This is a genomic window from Actinoplanes sp. CA-051413 (genome assembly GCF_050955795.1).
Classification (GTDB): Bacteria; Actinomycetota; Actinomycetes; order Mycobacteriales; family Micromonosporaceae; genus Actinoplanes.
This window is the reverse complement of sequence record NZ_CP192100.1, coordinates 593052-608880: the sequence shown is the minus strand read 5'-3', so window position 1 is coordinate 608880 and position 15829 is coordinate 593052. Positions and strand designations below refer to the sequence as shown.

The 15829-nt window shown below is 69.9% G+C and carries 12 protein-coding genes; 8 read left to right on the top strand and 4 right to left on the bottom strand.

Annotated elements, in window-relative coordinates:
- Nucleotides 1-61 precede the first annotated feature (61 nt).
- Entirely contained in the window at nt 62-3022 is a 2961-nt protein-coding gene (locus ACQP2Y_RS02880; RefSeq protein ID WP_433724299.1) for a discoidin domain-containing protein, read from the bottom strand.
- Nucleotides 3023-3381: 359 nt separating this feature from the next.
- Here ACQP2Y_RS02880 and ACQP2Y_RS02875 point away from each other — a divergent pair, with 359 nt between their 5' ends.
- Nucleotides 3382-4215, top strand: a complete 834-nt coding sequence (locus ACQP2Y_RS02875) for a helix-turn-helix transcriptional regulator (RefSeq protein ID WP_433724297.1) — start codon at nt 3382-3384, stop codon at nt 4213-4215.
- Nucleotides 4216-4255: 40 nt separating this feature from the next.
- Here the strand turns inward: ACQP2Y_RS02875 and ACQP2Y_RS02870 are convergent, their stop codons facing one another.
- On the bottom strand, nt 4256-5059 hold the full coding sequence (locus tag ACQP2Y_RS02870) for an SDR family NAD(P)-dependent oxidoreductase (protein ID WP_433724296.1): 804 nt from the start codon (nt 5057-5059) through the stop codon (nt 4256-4258).
- A gap of 135 nt (nt 5060-5194) precedes the next feature.
- Here ACQP2Y_RS02870 and ACQP2Y_RS02865 point away from each other — a divergent pair, with 135 nt between their 5' ends.
- From ACQP2Y_RS02865 to ACQP2Y_RS02850, 4 genes are all read left to right on the top strand, one after another.
- Nucleotides 5195-6379, top strand: coding sequence for a zinc-dependent alcohol dehydrogenase (locus tag ACQP2Y_RS02865; protein WP_433724295.1), 1185 nt, complete (start codon nt 5195-5197; stop codon nt 6377-6379).
- A gap of 61 nt (nt 6380-6440) precedes the next feature.
- Nucleotides 6441-6965, top strand: coding sequence for an LURP-one-related/scramblase family protein (locus ACQP2Y_RS02860; protein WP_433724293.1), 525 nt, complete (start codon nt 6441-6443; stop codon nt 6963-6965).
- A 225-nt stretch (nt 6966-7190) separates the two neighbouring features.
- Entirely contained in the window at nt 7191-8000 is an 810-nt protein-coding gene (locus ACQP2Y_RS02855) for an RNA polymerase sigma factor SigF (RefSeq protein ID WP_360815697.1), read from the top strand.
- Nucleotides 8001-8073: 73 nt separating this feature from the next.
- On the top strand, nt 8074-9387 hold the full coding sequence (locus tag ACQP2Y_RS02850) for an alpha-amylase family protein (RefSeq protein WP_433724290.1): 1314 nt from the start codon (nt 8074-8076) through the stop codon (nt 9385-9387).
- Nucleotides 9388-9432: 45 nt separating this feature from the next.
- Here the strand turns inward: ACQP2Y_RS02850 and ACQP2Y_RS02845 are convergent, their stop codons facing one another.
- Together ACQP2Y_RS02845 and ACQP2Y_RS02840 are read right to left on the bottom strand one after the other, a co-directional pair.
- Nucleotides 9433-9588, bottom strand: a complete 156-nt coding sequence (locus ACQP2Y_RS02845; RefSeq protein WP_125812319.1) for a hypothetical protein — start codon at nt 9586-9588, stop codon at nt 9433-9435.
- An 84-nt stretch (nt 9589-9672) separates the two neighbouring features.
- Complete coding sequence (locus tag ACQP2Y_RS02840) at nt 9673-11442, bottom strand: sulfatase-like hydrolase/transferase (protein WP_433724288.1); 1770 nt, start codon at nt 11440-11442, stop codon at nt 9673-9675.
- Nucleotides 11443-11600: 158 nt separating this feature from the next.
- Here ACQP2Y_RS02840 and ACQP2Y_RS02835 point away from each other — a divergent pair, with 158 nt between their 5' ends.
- The 3 genes from ACQP2Y_RS02835 to ACQP2Y_RS02825 all read left to right on the top strand — a co-directional run bounded on the left by ACQP2Y_RS02835 (nt 11601) and on the right by ACQP2Y_RS02825 (nt 15790).
- Nucleotides 11601-11972: a DNA polymerase ligase N-terminal domain-containing protein gene (locus tag ACQP2Y_RS02835; RefSeq protein ID WP_433724286.1), complete on the top strand. Its 372-nt coding sequence runs from the start codon at nt 11601-11603 to the stop codon at nt 11970-11972.
- 147 nt (nt 11973-12119) lie between these two features.
- Nucleotides 12120-14978, top strand: a complete 2859-nt coding sequence (locus ACQP2Y_RS02830) for a GH92 family glycosyl hydrolase (RefSeq protein WP_433724284.1) — start codon at nt 12120-12122, stop codon at nt 14976-14978.
- 140 nt (nt 14979-15118) lie between these two features.
- The gene (locus tag ACQP2Y_RS02825; protein WP_433724282.1) at nt 15119-15790 is read left to right on the top strand and encodes a DedA family protein; all 672 of its coding nucleotides are present in this window, start codon (nt 15119-15121) and stop codon (nt 15788-15790) included.
- Nucleotides 15791-15829: the final 39 nt, after the last annotated feature.

Here is a 15829-nt window from a genome sequence, read left to right as displayed (position 1 = left end):
GAATCATCGCTCCGGGAGCGGAGAAAGTGGGGCAAAATGCGAAAGCTGATCAAACAGCGGATCACCGGACGGTGAGATGCACCAGCTCCGCGTCGCCCGGCCGCCAGCCCTCGACCGCGACTGCCACATAACGGGCCGGCCCGCTCAGCGCCGCGTACGTGACGCCGTCCCGCGAGGCCTCGACCCGCACCGGCCGGCGGCGGCCCTTCGACCAGGTCAGCTGCACGTCGGCGACCGCCACCACGGCGCCCAGGTCGACGACCATCCGGCCGGACGGGCCCGGACGCCACGCTGTGCGCGGATCGCCGTCCACCGCCCGAGCGGGTGCGCTCATCCCGGCCGGCAGCGGCGAGGTGGGGAACGTGGTGCGGCCCCGGGCCAGGTCGGCGGTCGGGGTGACCGGCGCTCCCGGCACCGTGACGCTGCGAGACCGCCCGGCGGACACCCGGATCGTCGACGACCAGGACCCAGCCCGGACGGTAACCACCACCTTGTGCTTCGCGGGCGCGGTGACGGTCAGGTGGTGGGAGTCGGCCACCTCGAACCGGGTGCCATCGGGCACCCCGTCCTCGACCGTGAACCGGGGCGGCTCGACGACCGCGGTGCCGCCGGCGAGGCTGACCGTCCAGTCCAGGCCCCGGCGGCGAGCCACCTGGGTGCCGCGGTAGAGCCGGCGGGCGGAGGGCACGCGCACCACGGCCCCGGTCACCGGCCGGGCCCCGAGATTGAAGACGCTGAGATAACCGTCGGCGTCGCTGATCAGCAGGCCACGAGCGGTGGGCAACGGGCGGGCGGCGAGCTTGGCCAGGTCGGTGCGGCGACCCGGATACCCCTCGATGATCGGGGCCGGCGCGACCACCTCGGTCGGGCTCACCACGATCTTGCGCTTGGTGCCGTGCGTGACGAGGCCGGCCCGGCCGTCGATGCCGACCCAGCCGGCGGCCGCCCGGGTCTGCGGCACAGCGACCGCGTCGGTCCAGGTCAGGCCGTCGGTCGAGGTCTGGATGACGAACCTCTTGCCGTACGCGGCCTCCCACGCGATCCGCACCCCGGCCACCCGGACGGCGGAACCCAGGTCCACGGCGAGCCAGCTGTCGGCGCGCCCGCGCTCCTCGCGGGCCACGGCCCAGCGGGTGTCCGGGTTGCCGTCGGTGGCGTTGCGGGCCGGGTTCCAGATGTCCTCGGAGGACGCGGTCGGCATCGCACCCTGGGCCAGGTCGGCACCGCTGGTGTCCAGCACGGAGAAGGTGAAGATCGAGTAGCCGTACTCGGTGCCGGGCTCGCGGCCCAGCATCCGCACCCAGCGGGCGTCCCGCGGGGCGAAGGTGATGTCGCCGTCGCCCGGGTCACTGAGCAGCGCCGAGCCGGTGGGCGTGGTGAACAGGCGGCTGCCGGTCAACCCCGGCACACCCGGCATGTACAGATTGAACAGGGAGAGGCGGCCCTCACCGGGGAGCCCGGTGCTCGCGTAGACCACCGTGCCGGTCGGCAGCGTGGCGAAGCCGGCCCGGCCGCCGGCGACGGCCAGCACGGTGGCGGTGGCGTCCACCCCGTCGCGGACCTCGCTCCACGCCCTGGTCCACCGGGCGGTCGGCGCGGTGTCCGGGGGCAGGAAGGCTGCCTCCCGTGTGTCGATCAACCAGTTGTCGTGCCCCGGCTGCCAGAGGAAGTTGACGAAGCCGGGCTTGGTCACGGCCGCCGCGAACGCCTGCTCCGACTGGTGGGCGGTGAGGCCGACGTCGCGGCCGAAGTCCCGGGTGCCGCTCGCGCGGCGGAAGAACTCGGCTTTGCCGACCGGCTGGACCGGCCGGTCGAGCAGGCGGTGGAAGAGGTACGAGATGGCCAGCTCGGCGCGGGCCTCGGGCTCGTACTTGTCCTCGCCGCTGAACTTGGTGAGCTGGTACTTCGGCTCGTACCGCAGGTAGGGCACCAGGCGCTCGGCCAGGTCGGCCTCGGCGCGCGCGGCATCCCGGTCCCCTTGGACCTGGGCCAGGAACGCCAGCGGCAGCACGTCGCGGCCGTACAGGTGGTAGCGGTCGGCGACCATCGGCATGACCGGCTCACCGGCGTCGCTGGCCAGCAGGCGCAACGTGGCCCAGAGCTGGGCGCCGTTGGGCTGGTGGGTGAGCACCTCGGGCAGCGGGCGGCCGGCCACCAGGAAGTGGATCGCCGCGCGCCCGGCCGTACGCCAGAGCTCGGCCTGGTAGTGCGGGCTGGCCGACTCGTGATTCTCCACGATGAAGGAGTCGTGCAGATTGTGCGCGGTGGCCCGCTGGTCGATCCGTTCCCCGTCCACGACGGCGGGGTTGGCCAGGTCGGCGGCGGGCAGGCCGCTCGCGTTCGTGGCCCACAGCAGGAAACGCTCCCGCCAGCCCTCGGCCGCCTCGTCGTCGCCGGCCCAGGCGAGGCCGGGTGCGATGGCCTGGGCGTAGACGCCCATCTCCTCGAGCTTGGTGTCGCCGAGCCAGCCGCCGGCCGTGCCGTTGGGTGACCAGTCACCGCTGAGCGGGTCGTCGTCGGAGCCCAGCCCGTACGCGTACGAGGCCTGGCCCACGGCGATCTGCTGCACGTTGCGCCGGGTCTGGGTGTCCAGGTCGGCCCAGAGCAGCCGGGCGGCGAGCACGAAATAGAGCTCGAATGTGGAGTCCCAGAAGAGCTGCCGGCCCCACTCGGTGCCGCCGGCGAACCGGTTGGTGGCGGCGAAACGCTGGATCGTGGCGACGGTCTTGGCCTTCAGCGTGCCGGCGTCGACGTCGGCCAGGCGGGCGTCGTAGTCGTCCAGGCCGAGCAGGACGGCGTTGCCCAGCACCGCGGCGAAGCGGAAGTCCGCCGCGCGGTAGGCACCGATCTCGGTGTCCCACTGCTCCTCCACCCACCGGGTGTGCATGTGCAGCAACTGCCGGTAGATATCGGCGACCGGATCCGGCGCGGCGGCCGACGCCGGCGCAGGCAGGCTCAGGGCACCACTGATGCCACTGACGCCGGCCAGGGCCAGCAGCCGGCGGCGGGACAGCGCGAACAAGGAACCTCCACGGCGGAACGGGATGCCCTGGACAGCCTTCGCGTCCGCCCCAAAGACTGTCAAATCACCTTTCGGCCACGAGGGTGCTCGATGCGAACCGAGCGTCAAGCATGCCCGACCACAGAGGCTGAAACCCGTACGGGGAGATCCACCTCACCCGCGACCGAAGTTCCGGAACTCAGATTACTTGCGTGTTAACTAATGCATCGATGAAACTGGCTGGACCGTCCCCACAGCACGTCCCCCAACCGATGGCGCCGGCTCCACCCGAGGCCGGCGCCTCGGCTTTGTCCAGGGACCGGTGATCCGTGGACAGGCAGTTCCTGCATCCGGTGCCGCCGCGCAGGGACACTGAGCGGGTGGATCGTGCCCAGCTTGCCGACTTCCTCCGTACCCGGCGCGAAGCGCTGCAGCCCGAGGACGTGGGACTGCCGCGGGGGCCACGCCGGCGCACCGGTGGCCTGCGCCGCGAGGAGGTCGCCGCGCTCTGCGGCATGTCGGCCGACTACTACAGCCGGATCGAGCAGCAGCGCGGCCCGCACCCGTCCGAGCAGATGCTCGCCGCCATCGCCCGCGGCCTGCGGCTGAGCCTGGACGAGCGCGACCATCTGTTCCGCATCGCCGGGCACGCCGCCCCGCGGCGGGTGCATCGCGCCGACCACATCAACCCGGGGATCATGCGCATCCTGGACCGGCTGGCTGACACCCCGGCCCAGGTCATGGGCAGTCTGGGCGAGACACTGCGGCAGACGCCGCCGGCGGTCGCGCTGCTCGGTGACGACTCCCGCTGGACCGGCCCGGCCCGCAGCGCGGTCTACCGCTGGTACACCGATCCGGAATCACGACGGATCTACCCCGAAGAAGATCACGAGCTGCACGGGCGGATCTACACCGCCCAGCTGCGGCTGGCCTACACCCGCGCGGGCCGCGGCTCGCGCGCGGCGTCTCTGGTCGACGCGCTGCTGGCGGCCAGTCCGGATTTCGCGGCGGTCTGGGGCGCGCACGACATCAGCGCCGTGTTCCAGGATCAGAAACGCCTTCTTCATCCCGAGCTGGGGCTGCTGGAGCTGCACTGCCAGACCCTGGTCGACCCGGACCAGTCCCAGACACTGCTGGTGTTCACCGCCGTACCGGGCTCGGCGAGCTACGAGAAGCTCCAGCTGCTCTCGGTCATCGGCGACCAGCGTCTGTAGGCCTCGGGTGGCGGGGCCGGCGCCCCGCCACCCGTCCCGCTCACTCGCCCGAGCCCGGCTCGGCCATCTTGCGGTGCATCTGGGCCTTGGCGCTGTCCGGCATGACCTTGGACGCCGCGGCCTGCACCTTGGTCTTCACCGAACCGGCCACCACCTTCTCGTCACCCTTCATCAGGGCCTCGAAGCCCTGCTTGGCCACCACGGCCGGGTCGTCCTTCTTGCTCGATCCGACCCGGGTGTCGTCCATCTCGGCGCGGTGGAAGAAGTTGGTGTCCGTGGGACCCGGCATCAGCGAGGTGACCGTGACCCCGGTGTCCTTCAGCTCGTTGCGCAGCGCCTCGGCGAAGGACTGCACGAACGACTTCGACGCGTTGTAGACCGCCTGGTAGGTGCCCGGCATCATCGAGGCGATCGACGACGTGAACAGCACCCGGCCGGCCCCGCGGGCCACCAGGTCCGGCAGCACCCGCTTGGCCAGGTGCACGCTCGACGTCACGTTCACGTCGATGACGTTCAGCTCTTCCCGCAGATCGGTCTGGCTGACGAAGTCGCCGCCGATGCCCCGGCCGGCGTTGATGGCGATCGCGTCCACCGGGCGGCCGGAGGAGAGGATCGCGGCGTAGAGCTCCTCCACGCCGTCGAAGGTGGCCAGGTCGGCGCGTACCGCGATCACCTCGTGCTGGCCGTCGCGCCGCAGGTCGGCCGCCGCCTGCTCGATGGCCTGGTCCTCGGCGGTCATCAGCACGTCGTAGCCGTTCTCCACGAACTGTTTGGCCAGCTCGTAGCCGATGCCGCTGGACGCACCCGTGACCACCGCGAACTCCCGGCCCGTCGGTCCCGTCATGGTTGTTCCTCTCCTCGTCGGTCTCGATGCGATGCCCGGCCACGAGGCGGCTAACCGTGGAATATCCCGATCCCGAATATCCCGATCCGCAGTGGGCACCTCCTGGAGTGACGACACCCATCGGAGGCGCACGGTATGCGAGCACTCACCTGGCAGGGCACGTCCAAGGTTTCGGTGGAGACCGTGCCCGACCCCAAGATCCAAGAACCGACGGACGCCATCGTCCGGATGACCTCGACCGCCATCTGCGGGTCCGACCTGCACCTGTACGACGTCCTGGGGATGTACCTGGACCCGGGCGACGTCCTCGGTCACGAGCCCATGGGCATCGTGGAGGAGGTCGGTCCCGAGGTCACCCACATCAGGCCCGGCGACCGGGTGGTCATCCCGTTCAACATCTCCTGCGGCTCTTGCTGGATGTGCAGCCGGGGTTTCTTCGCGCAGTGCGAGACGACCCAGGTCAAGGAGCACGGCAAGGGCGCGTCGCTGTTCGGCTACACCAAGCTCTACGGCCAGGTGCCCGGCGGCCAGGCGGAGTACCTGCGGGTCCCGCAGGCGCACTTCGGGCCGATCAAGGTGCCGGAGGGTCACCCCGACGAGCGCTACCTCTTCCTCTCCGACGTGCTGACCACATCCTGGCAGGCCGCGCAGTGGGCTGACATCACCCCCGGCGGCACGGTCTTCGTGACCGGTCTCGGTCCGATCGGCCAGATGACCGCCCGGATCGCCCGGCACCTCGGCGCGGCCCGGGTCATCGCCACCGACAACGTCCCGGAGCGGCTGGCCATGGCCGCCCGGCACGGCATCGAGACGATCAACTTCGACGAGGTCGACGACGTGCCGGCCGCCGTACTGGAGCTGACCTCGGGACGCGGCGCGGACAGCGTCGTGGAGGCCGTCGGCATGGAGGCACACGGCACGCCGTTCCAGGAGTTCGCCCAGAAGGCCGCGGGGCTACTGCCCGACGCGGTCGCCCGCAAGGCGATCGACACGGCCGGGGTGGACCGGATGGGCGCGCTGCGCACGGCGTTCGCCGCGGTCCGCCGGGCCGGCACGGTGTCGATCATCGGCGTGTACGGCGGCCAGGCCGACCCGTTCCCGATGTTCGACCTCTTCGACAAGGGCGTGACCCTGCGGATGGGCCAGGCGCACGTGAAGCAGTGGGTGGACGACATCCTGCCGTTGCTGACCGGCGACGACGACCCGCTGGGCGTCGACGACCTGACGACGCACCGGGTGCCGCTGGAGCAGGCGCCGCAGGCCTACGACATGTTCAAGAAGAAGGAGGACGGCTGCATCAAGGTCGTCCTGAAGCCGTGAGCCGCGGTGGCGCCGGCTCAACGGCGAGCCGGTGCCACCGCCACGGGGCACAATCGGGCCCATGTATGTGATCAGAGAGAAGTTCTTCTCCATCGGCGACGACTTCGACGTGCTCGACGAGCACGGCACCAAGGTCTTCCATGTCGACGGAAAGGTGCTCAGCGCCCGCGACAAGGTGGTCATCGAGGACGCGTCCGGGACCGAGGTGGCCAGCGTGCACCGGCATCTCGTGTCGCTGCGCCCGACGTACGAGATCCGGATCGGCGGGGAGAAGGCCGCCGAGGTCCGCAAGAAGCTCTTCACGCCGTTCCGGGACAAGTTCACCATCGACGTCCCCGGCCCCGAGGACCTGACCATGAAGGGCGACCTGCTCGATCACGAGTACGTGATCGAACGCGACGGCCGGGACGTGGCCGCGGTGTCGAAGCGCTGGCTGACGATCCGCGACACCTACGCGGTGCAGGTGGAGGCGGGCGAGGATCCGCTGCTGATCATCGCCTCGGTGCTGGCCCTCGACCTGGCGCTGACCAGGGAGGAGAAGAAGGACGAGGAAAAGAAGGAGAAGAAGCGCAAAGACGACGAATGATCACTGCGGTCTACTGTGACCATTCGACTACATAAAGTGACTCATACTTTCGGCTAGTCATCCATGGCCCTCTCGGCTAAGGTCGTCATAACCGAACGGCCAAGTGTGCGCGGACGACGGTGATCATCGATTGCCGTCGGCCACGAACGGATAGCGATACCTTGCCCGACCGGGCCTGGTGCAAACCAGGCCGGCTCTCCGGACAGGTGCCAAGGAAGGACCGAGATGACTGCCACCCAGACAGTTGAGGCTGCGGAGACGAAGCCTGCGATCAGCGAGGCGCCGGCGGACAGCGCCGCCGACCTGCTGAACGCGATGGCTGCCATGCCCGTCGGCCACCCCTCCCGCGTGTCCCTGCGTGACCGGGCCATCGAGGCCTGGCTGCCGCTGGCCCGCCACCTCGCCCACCGCTACTCCGGCCGCGGCGAGCCCACCGACGACCTGGTCCAGACCGCCACCGTCGGCCTGATCAAAGCCGTCGACAAGTTCGACCCCGAACGCGGCGTCGACTTCGCCGGCTACGCCATCCCCACCATCATCGGCGAGATCAAGCGCCACTTCCGCGACCGCACCTGGTCGGTCCGCGTGCCCCGCCGCCTGCAGGAGCTGCGCCTGGCCATCACCGAGGCCAACAGCACCCTCACCCACACCCTCGGCCGCAGCCCCCAGGTCAGCGACATCGCCGTACACCTCGGCGTCACCGAGGAAGAAGTCCTGGAAGGCCTCGAAGGCGCCCGCGCTTACAACGCCACCAGCCTGTCCACCCCGATCAGCGCCGACGGCACCACCGAGCTCGGCGACACCCTCGGCGGCGAGGACCACGAATTCGAACTCGCCGAGACCCGCGTCGCCCTCGGCCCCGCCCTGGCCATGCTCGACGAGCGCGAGCAGAAGATCCTCACCCTGCGCTTCTACGGCAACCTGACCCAGTCGCAGATCGCCGACCAGGTGGGCATCTCCCAGATGCACGTCAGCCGCCTGCTCACCAAGGCCCTGACGAAGCTGCGCACGCAGCTCGCCAGCGAGACCATCTGAGCAACCGCAGACTGAACGCCGGCCCGGTTCGGGCCGGCGTTTCTGCGTATCCTCGACCCGAGGGAGTGACGTCGTGAGTGAGCCGGACTGGGTTGAACACGCGGTGTGGTGGCAGGTCTACCCACTGGGGTTTGTCGGCGCCTATCCCGAGGGCCACGAGAACGGCCGGCTGGAACGGCTCACCGCCTGGCTGGACTACGCCGTCGAGCTGGGCGCCTCCGGCCTCCTGCTCGGGCCGATCTTCGCTTCCGAGACCCACGGTTACGACACCCTCGACCACTTCCGGATCGACCCGCGCCTCGGGACCGACGCCGACTTCGACGCGTTGATCGCCGCCGCGCACGACCGTGGGCTGCGGGTGCTGCTCGACGGCGTGTTCAACCACGTCGGGCGCGGGCATGCCGCCTTCCAGGCCGTGCTCACGCAGGGCCGGGAGGCACCGACCGCCTCGTGGTTCCGGCTCACCTGGCCGGAGGGCGGCGGCGAGCCCGGCTACGACAACTTCGAGGGTCACGACGCGCTCGTCGCCCTCAACCACGCCGAGCCGGCCGTCGCCGACTACGTGACCGACGTCATGACCCACTGGCTGCGGCGTGGCGTCGACGGCTGGCGGCTCGACGTGGCGTACGGGGTGCCGGCCGAGTTCTGGGCCACGGTGCTGCCCCGGGTGCGCGCCGAGTTCCCCGCCGCGTACGTGATCGGCGAGGTCATCCACGGTGACTACGCGAAGTTCGTCGAGCAGTCCACCATGGACTCGGTGACCCAGTACGAGCTGTGGAAAGCCATCTGGAGCGCGCTCAACGCGGCCAACTTCTTCGAGCTGAGCTGGGCCCTGGAACGGCACAACACGTTCCTGGACAGCTTCGTGCCGCAGACCTTCGTCGGCAACCACGACGTGACTCGGCTGGCCAGCAAACTCACCGACGAGCAACACGTGCCGCTCGCCCTGGCACTGCTGTGCACCGTGGGCGGCACGCCGTCGATCTACGCCGGCGACGAGCAGGGCTTCCGGGGCGTGAAGGAGGACCGCGAGCACGGCGACGACGCGGTCCGGCCCGCCTTCCCCGCCAAGCCCGCCGACCTGGCGCCGTACGGCTGGACGCTTTATCACCTGCACCAGGAGCTGATCGGGTTGCGCCGGCGGCACCCCTGGCTGCATCACGCCCGGACCACGACGGTGCACCTGACCAACGAGCAGTTCGCCTACGAGGCCTCCGACGGGAGCCGGAAAGTCATCGTGGCCCTGAGTGTCGGTGCTGCTTCTGCCGAGCTGCCCGTGCCGTACGGGAAATCGGTTCTGAATGGCACCGCGGAATTGCGGGCGGCCGGCTCGGCCGACGCCGTGGTGGTCCTGCCGGCCAACGGCTGGGCCGTGCTCGAGGCATGAAAAAGCGCCCGCCTCCCGGCGGGCGCTTCTCAACGATTCAGGCGATCAGAACCATACCTTGCGACCGCCGACCGGCCGGCCGACAGCGCCCAGGATCCACAGGACGGCGCCCACGACCAGCAGGATCGCACCGATCGTGTAGAGGATCGAGACGTTCAGGAAGATGCCCAGCAGGAGCAGGATGAGACCGAGGATCAACATGGGGGGACTCCGTTCGTCGGCGGCGTTTCCGCCGACCCCCAGATACCCAGAGCCCTCGATTTCCAATCACGTCCCAAAACCGGTTCAGCGCTTGGGTGGGGCGAGCACCCGGTTGACGTCACCGGAGGGGCCGAAGGTGGTCAGGAACCGGTCCCGGAATTCGTCCATCCGCCAGATCGGGGCCCCGGGGTCCGGCTTGATCCCGTCGGTCCAGCCCCAGCTCGAGGTCTTGGCCATGACGGCGCGGTCCTTGGCCAGGATCGTGATCGGCACGTCCCGGCTGGCGCCGTCGCCGACGACCATGGCGGACGGCTGGTGGTCGCCGAGGAAGACCATCACGGTGTTCTTGTCGCCGTAGAGCTCGAGCCACGAGACCAGGGTGGTGAGGGTGTACTGGATCGAGCGGGCGTATTCGTGCCGCAGCTTCACCGGGTCCCGCCAGACCTGCTTGACCTTCTTGCCGTCCTGCTGGATCTGCTTGTAGACCGACCCGTCGCCGACGTCGTCCCAGTCGATGAACTGCGGCAGCGGCGCCCACGGGGTATGGCTGGAGACCAGCGGCATCTCGACGAACAGCGGATCGTGGGCCGGGCCGTGCACGTTCTTCTCGAACCACGACAAGGTGTACTGGTCCGGCTGCGGCGCCCAGCTGAAGGCCGGTCCCTGGTAGCCGGTGTTGCGGGAGTCGTAGACCCTGTTGTAGCCGTAGAAGTTGCCCTCGGGCCAGGCCCGGGTGGCGCCCGGCATGACGCTCATGGTGTCGAAGCCGGCCTTCTTGAAAGCACTGGTCAGGGTGAGCCGGTTGCTCGACGTGAGGTTGCGGTAGCGGTTCTGCTTGTCGATCCACAGCCCGGACAGCAGCGTGGAGTGCGCCAGCCAGCTGCCGCCGCCGGCCGTGGGCGAGCCGAGCCAGCCGCTCTTGCTGACGTAGCCGGCCTTCTTCAAGGTCTCGGTGCTCTCGGCCAGCAGCTCAGTCGTGCCCGGGTTGAGCACCGGGTCCTCGATGGCCGAGCGGCCGTAGCTCTCCACGAAGAAGACCATGACGTCCTTGCCGCGCAGGCCGGTGAGGAGCTGGTCACCGGTCTTGCCGGCGAACGCGTCGGTGGCGGCGAGCCGCTCGAACTCCTGCCCGCTGCGCAGGCCGCCCTTGACCATGTGGGCGCGGTCCCAGACGTACATCGCCGAGCTGCGGGCGGCGATCGGCATGTTGTCGAAGGTCTGCACGCCGAGCACGAGCAGGACCACCCAGACGGCCGTACCGGTCAGGGCGGTGCCGGTGGTGGCCCGGCGGTGCCGGGCGGCGACCCGGGTGACGCGCATCGCGGCCAGGCTCATCAGGGTGACGATCGCGATGATCAGCACGATCACGCCGATCAGTGCGCCGGTCGCGCCGGCCTTGCCGGCCGAGTCCTCGAGGAACGCCTGGGCGTCGTCGAGGAGCACCCAGTCGAGCACCGGGTCGAAGGGCCGGGACAGGGTCGCGTAGAAACCCATGTCGGTGATCTTCTCGATGGTGAGCACGGCGAGACCCGCACCCAGGACGCCCGCGGCGATCCGCTTCCACCGTCCGGGCAGCAGAATGACCAGGCCGACGGCGACGAAGCCCTCGATGGGCAGGCGCAGGTAGGTGCCGGGCCGCTCGAACCGGCTGATGATGTTCGGCATGATCAGCGCGCCGAAGATCAGGACGATGGCCGACACGGTCAGGACGTGGCCGGCGATCGTGCGCACCCGGCCACGCTGCGTGGCGGCCGGCGTCTCGCCGTCAGCCTCCGCAGTGACCTCGGGTTTCGCTGCCACCTCGGGATCCGGGGATTCCACGGCCTCCGCGGTCACCTCGGGTTCCGTGGTCACCTCGGGTGCCGCGGGTGCCGCGGCCTCGGGCTCCCGTGCCGTGCGACCAAAACGGGAAGCGAGCGCTTCGCGTACCGAACCAGACAAGACTTGGCCCTCCTCCGGGACATCCCGAAGAGGGGAACGGATCTCGGCGCAAGGGAGTTCAATCGGAGGAGATGAACAACCCCCCGGCCGTGACCGAACCGGCCTTCGTCCTGCACGACCACCGCAAGCCGCGGCCCCATTTCGATCTACGCCTGGAGCAGGACGGGGTGCTGCGTTCGTGGGCGTTGCCGCGCGGGCTGCCGACCGATCCGGCACGCAACCGGCTGGCCATCGCCGTGCCGGATCACGCCCTGGAACACCTCACCTACACCGATGAGCACAAGTTCATCGCCGACATCGGCTGGTGGCAGCAGGAGGACAGCAACGACCGCCGGCTGCTGTTCACGCTGCACGGCCGCGGTCCGGCCCGGCGTTACGCACTGATCCACACTGATGGCACGAGCTGGCTGGCCCACCTGACCAAGGACCAGCCGGCGACCTGACCCGCCGGCCCGGCCCCGCGGTCCCGGGCGCTGTCCACACGTTGTCCACAGGGCGGTGACCGGCGGCCACGGGTTGACACATTGGACTCGATCAATAGAGGCTGATCCCTGACATGGCCTGACATCGATGTCATCAGGGGGCAGCGGATGTTCGGATCCCGTACCGTCGCCGTGCTCGCGGGGGTGGTCCTCACCGTGCCGATCGGTGCGGCGGCCCAGGCAGCACCGCTACCGCCGCTGATCGCCGATCCCGCGGCGTACGTGAACCCGTTCATCGGCTCCACGAACCTCGGCAACACCTACCCGGGCGCCGTCACGCCGTTCGGGATGCTCGCCTGGAGTCCGCAGACCTCACGCGGCAATCAGCTCTCGACCCCGGCGCCCGGTGGTTACCAGTACACCGCGACCCGGATCCGCGGATTGAGCCTGACCCACCTCAGCGGTGTCGGCTGCTCCGGCGCGAACGGCGACATCCCGATCATGCCGCACGTCGGTGAGATCACGAGCTCGCCGACCGCGGACGCCACCGACGCGGTCTTCGCCAGCACGTTCTCGCACGCGAACGAGTCCGCCGAGCCGGGCTGGTACCGGGTCGGCCTGGACAGCGGCGCGGGTGCGGAGCTGACCGTGACGCCGCGGACCGGCTTCGGCAAGTTCACGTTCCCCGCCGACAAGCCGGCCGGCCTGCTGTTCCGCACGTCGCTGTCGGAGACCGGCAGCGAGGCGGCGACGGTGCACATCGATCCCGCCACGCGGACGGTCAGCGGTTCGGTGAGCGCCGGCAACTTCTGCGGGCCGCAGAGCACCAACAACTCGCACGCGTACTACACGCTGCATTTCACCGCGAAGCTCGATCAGCCGTTCGCCGCCACGGGCACCTGGACCGACACGACATTGCAGCCGGGCAGCACCGACGCCACTGGCGGCAGCGGTTACAGCAGCGCCGGACGGCCCAACCCGGGCAAGGGCTCCGGCGGCTACGTGAGCTTCGCCCCCGGCACGACCAGCGTGGGGATGCGGGTCGCGATCTCGTACGTGAGCCGGGCCGGCGCCGAGGCGAACCTGGCCGCGGAGTCACCCGAGCGCCTCGGCTTCGCGGCGATCCGGGCCGGCGCCCGCAGCGCGTGGACCCGGCGGCTCAAGAAGATCGGCATCGGCGGCGGCACCGAGGACCAGCGGACCACCTTCTACACCGCGCTCTACCACGCGATGCTGGAACCCACTCTGACCAGCGACGTTGACGGTCGCTACCAGGGCGCCGACGACGCCGTCCACAAGTTGTCCACAGGCCAGAAGGCGCAGTACGGCACCTTCTCCGGCTGGGACGTCTACCGCGCCCAGGTGCAGTTGCTGGCCCTGCTGGATCCGAAGATGGCCAGTGACTACGCCCAGTCGCTCTACAGCTACGCCACCCAGCGCAACGGCGAATGGGACCGCTGGCTGCTGCAACACGGCAAGACCGCGGTGATGTCCGGTGATCCCGCCGCAGCCGCCGTGGCCGGCATGTACGCCTTCGGCGCGCGCGACTTCGACGTGCGGGGCGCGTACGACTCGCTCGTGCGGGCGGCGACCGTACCGACGGAGAACGATTCCAGCGACGCCGGCTGCAACGTCGAGTGCGTCGGGCAACGGCCGTCCCTGGACAAGTACCTGGCACTGGGTTACGTGCCCGCCGACGACTGCCACTGCTGGGGCGGCGCGGCCGAGACCCTGGAGGACGCCGCCGCCGACTACGGCATCGCCGAGCTGGCCAAGGCGCTGGGCGACACCGACCGGCACCGGGAGTTCCTGGACCGCTCACACAACTGGCGCAACGTCTTCGACCCGGCCGCGCGGGCCGACCCGGGCCTGGCCCACAACATCCGCGAACGGATCACCGAGATCACCGCCAGCGCCGACAACCCGCCCGGCGAGGCCAAGGCCCAGGTCTTCGACGGTGACAAGGGCACCAAGTGGCTGACCTTCGCCACGACCGGCTGGGTGCAGGCCCGCACGGCGACCCCGCTGACCGTCGGCACGTACGCGCTGACCTCGGCCAACGACGTCCCCGCGCGGGACCCGAAGGACTGGCGGCTGCAGGGCTCGGCGGACGGCACGACGTGGACGACCCTCGACACGCAGACCGGGCAGAGCTTCTCCACCCGCGGCCAGACGCGCGAGTTCACCGTCGCGGACCCGCAGCCGTACAGCTACTACCGGCTCCAGGTGGACGCCAACGGTGGCGCCCCGATCGTGCAGCTCGCCGAGCTCGAACTGGCCGACCCGGCCGTGCCCACCCCGGTCCCCGCCGACGGCGCCTTCGTGGGCTGGATGCGCGACCGCTACGCCGACGGCCACTGGGCCGAGGGCTTCAGCCCGTCGACCGGCGCCGGCTTCGTCGAGGGCAGCAGCGCGCAGTACACCTGGATGGTCTACTCCGACGTGGTCGGCCTGGCCGCGGCGATGGGCGGCACCGAGGTGGCGACCGACCGGCTGGACGCGTTCTTCCGCAACCCGGACGGCACGTTCGACCTGAGCGCCACCAAGGGCACGAAGTTCGACGCCACCAATGAGCCCGACATCCAGACGCCGTACCTCTACAACTACTTCGGGGCCGCGTACAAGACCCAGGAGACCGTCCGGGCGATCATCGACGGCAAGTGGAGCAACGGTACGGGCGGCATCCCCGGCAACGACGACGCGGGCACGATGAGCGCCTGGTACGTCTTCTCCGCACTCGGCCTCTACCCGACGGTGCCGACCCGGGCCGAACTCGCCCTCACCAGCCCGCTCTTCCCGCGGGCGGTGATCCACCTGGCCAACGGGCGCGAGCTGACCATCAAGGCCCCGCGCACGGATGACAAGTCGGTCTACGTACACGAACTGACGGTCAACGGAAAAACGACCACCAGGGGGTGGTTGCCCGCGTCCGCCCTCACCCGGGGCGCGGCGCTGATCTACCACCTGGCCCCCACACCCAGTCTGACCTGGGGAAGTGGGCCTGGAGACGGCCCACCGCAGAACTAGTCTCGGGACCGGCTGGAACCGGACGGGGGTGCCCGGGCGAGGGATCGGCCGGGCACCCCCAGGTTTGTGATCCGCCCGGGTGGATACGGTTGGGGCCGGGGCGCAAACCCCGACGCCGACGACGGGAGACCGCTCAACCCATGCCCCCCGCCGACGATCTGCCCAGCTTCCTGCACAGCGTGGCCCCCATCCTCGACCGGTGGGGCTATCTGGCCGTGGCGGGCGTGATCGGTGTCGAGAGCTTCGGGGTCCCCGCGCCGGGGCAGACGATCATGGTCGCCGCGGCGATCTACTCCAGCTGGGGCCGGCTCGACATCTTCGCCGTCGCCGCCATCTCCTTCATCGCCGCCGTGCTCGGCGACAACGTCGGCTACTGGATCGGGGTCCGCGGCGGGCGCAAGGCCGTGCACCGCTTCGGCAAGTACATCTTCATCACCCCGGCCCGCCTGGAACGCGCGGAGAAGTTCTTCGCCCGCCGCGGCAACCGGGTCGTGGTGGTGGCCCGCTTCATCGACGGCCTGCGCCAGCTCAACGGCGTCATCGCGGGCATCACGGCGATGCCCTGGCGCACCTTCCTGATCTACAACGCGATCGGCGCCGCGCTCTGGGTGGGCTGGTGGTGCACGATCTCGTACCTGCTGGGCACCCACCTGGTGGAGATCATCGACCATCTGCACAAATACATGTTCTGGGCGATCGGGGTGGGGGTGATCGCCGTCGGCACGTACATCTGGCTGCACATGCGGCACATCCGCCGGCGCCGCGCCCGCGAGGCCGCCGAGCCGGTCACGGCCGAAGACGCCCCGGCCTGACGGTTGCCGGACACCCGTCCGGGTAGAACAAAGGTGAAA

Bases quoted from the DNA above. Each gene is read 5' to 3' on its own strand.
- ACQP2Y_RS02870 (WP_433724296.1), bottom strand. From the start codon at position 5,059: ATGACGGGACCGACGGGCCGGGAGTTCGCGGTGGTCACGGGTGCGTCC.
- ACQP2Y_RS02865 (WP_433724295.1), top strand. From the start codon at position 5,195: ATGCGAGCACTCACCTGGCAGGGCACGTCCAAGGTTTCGGTGGAGACC.
- ACQP2Y_RS02860 (WP_433724293.1), top strand. From the start codon at position 6,441: ATGTATGTGATCAGAGAGAAGTTCTTCTCCATCGGCGACGACTTCGAC.
- ACQP2Y_RS02855 (WP_360815697.1), top strand. From the start codon at position 7,191: ATGACTGCCACCCAGACAGTTGAGGCTGCGGAGACGAAGCCTGCGATC.
- ACQP2Y_RS02845 (WP_125812319.1), bottom strand. From the start codon at position 9,588: ATGTTGATCCTCGGTCTCATCCTGCTCCTGCTGGGCATCTTCCTGAAC.
- ACQP2Y_RS02835 (WP_433724286.1), top strand. From the start codon at position 11,601: ATGAACAACCCCCCGGCCGTGACCGAACCGGCCTTCGTCCTGCACGAC.
- ACQP2Y_RS02830 (WP_433724284.1), top strand. From the start codon at position 12,120: ATGTTCGGATCCCGTACCGTCGCCGTGCTCGCGGGGGTGGTCCTCACC.
- ACQP2Y_RS02825 (WP_433724282.1), top strand. From the start codon at position 15,119: ATGCCCCCCGCCGACGATCTGCCCAGCTTCCTGCACAGCGTGGCCCCC.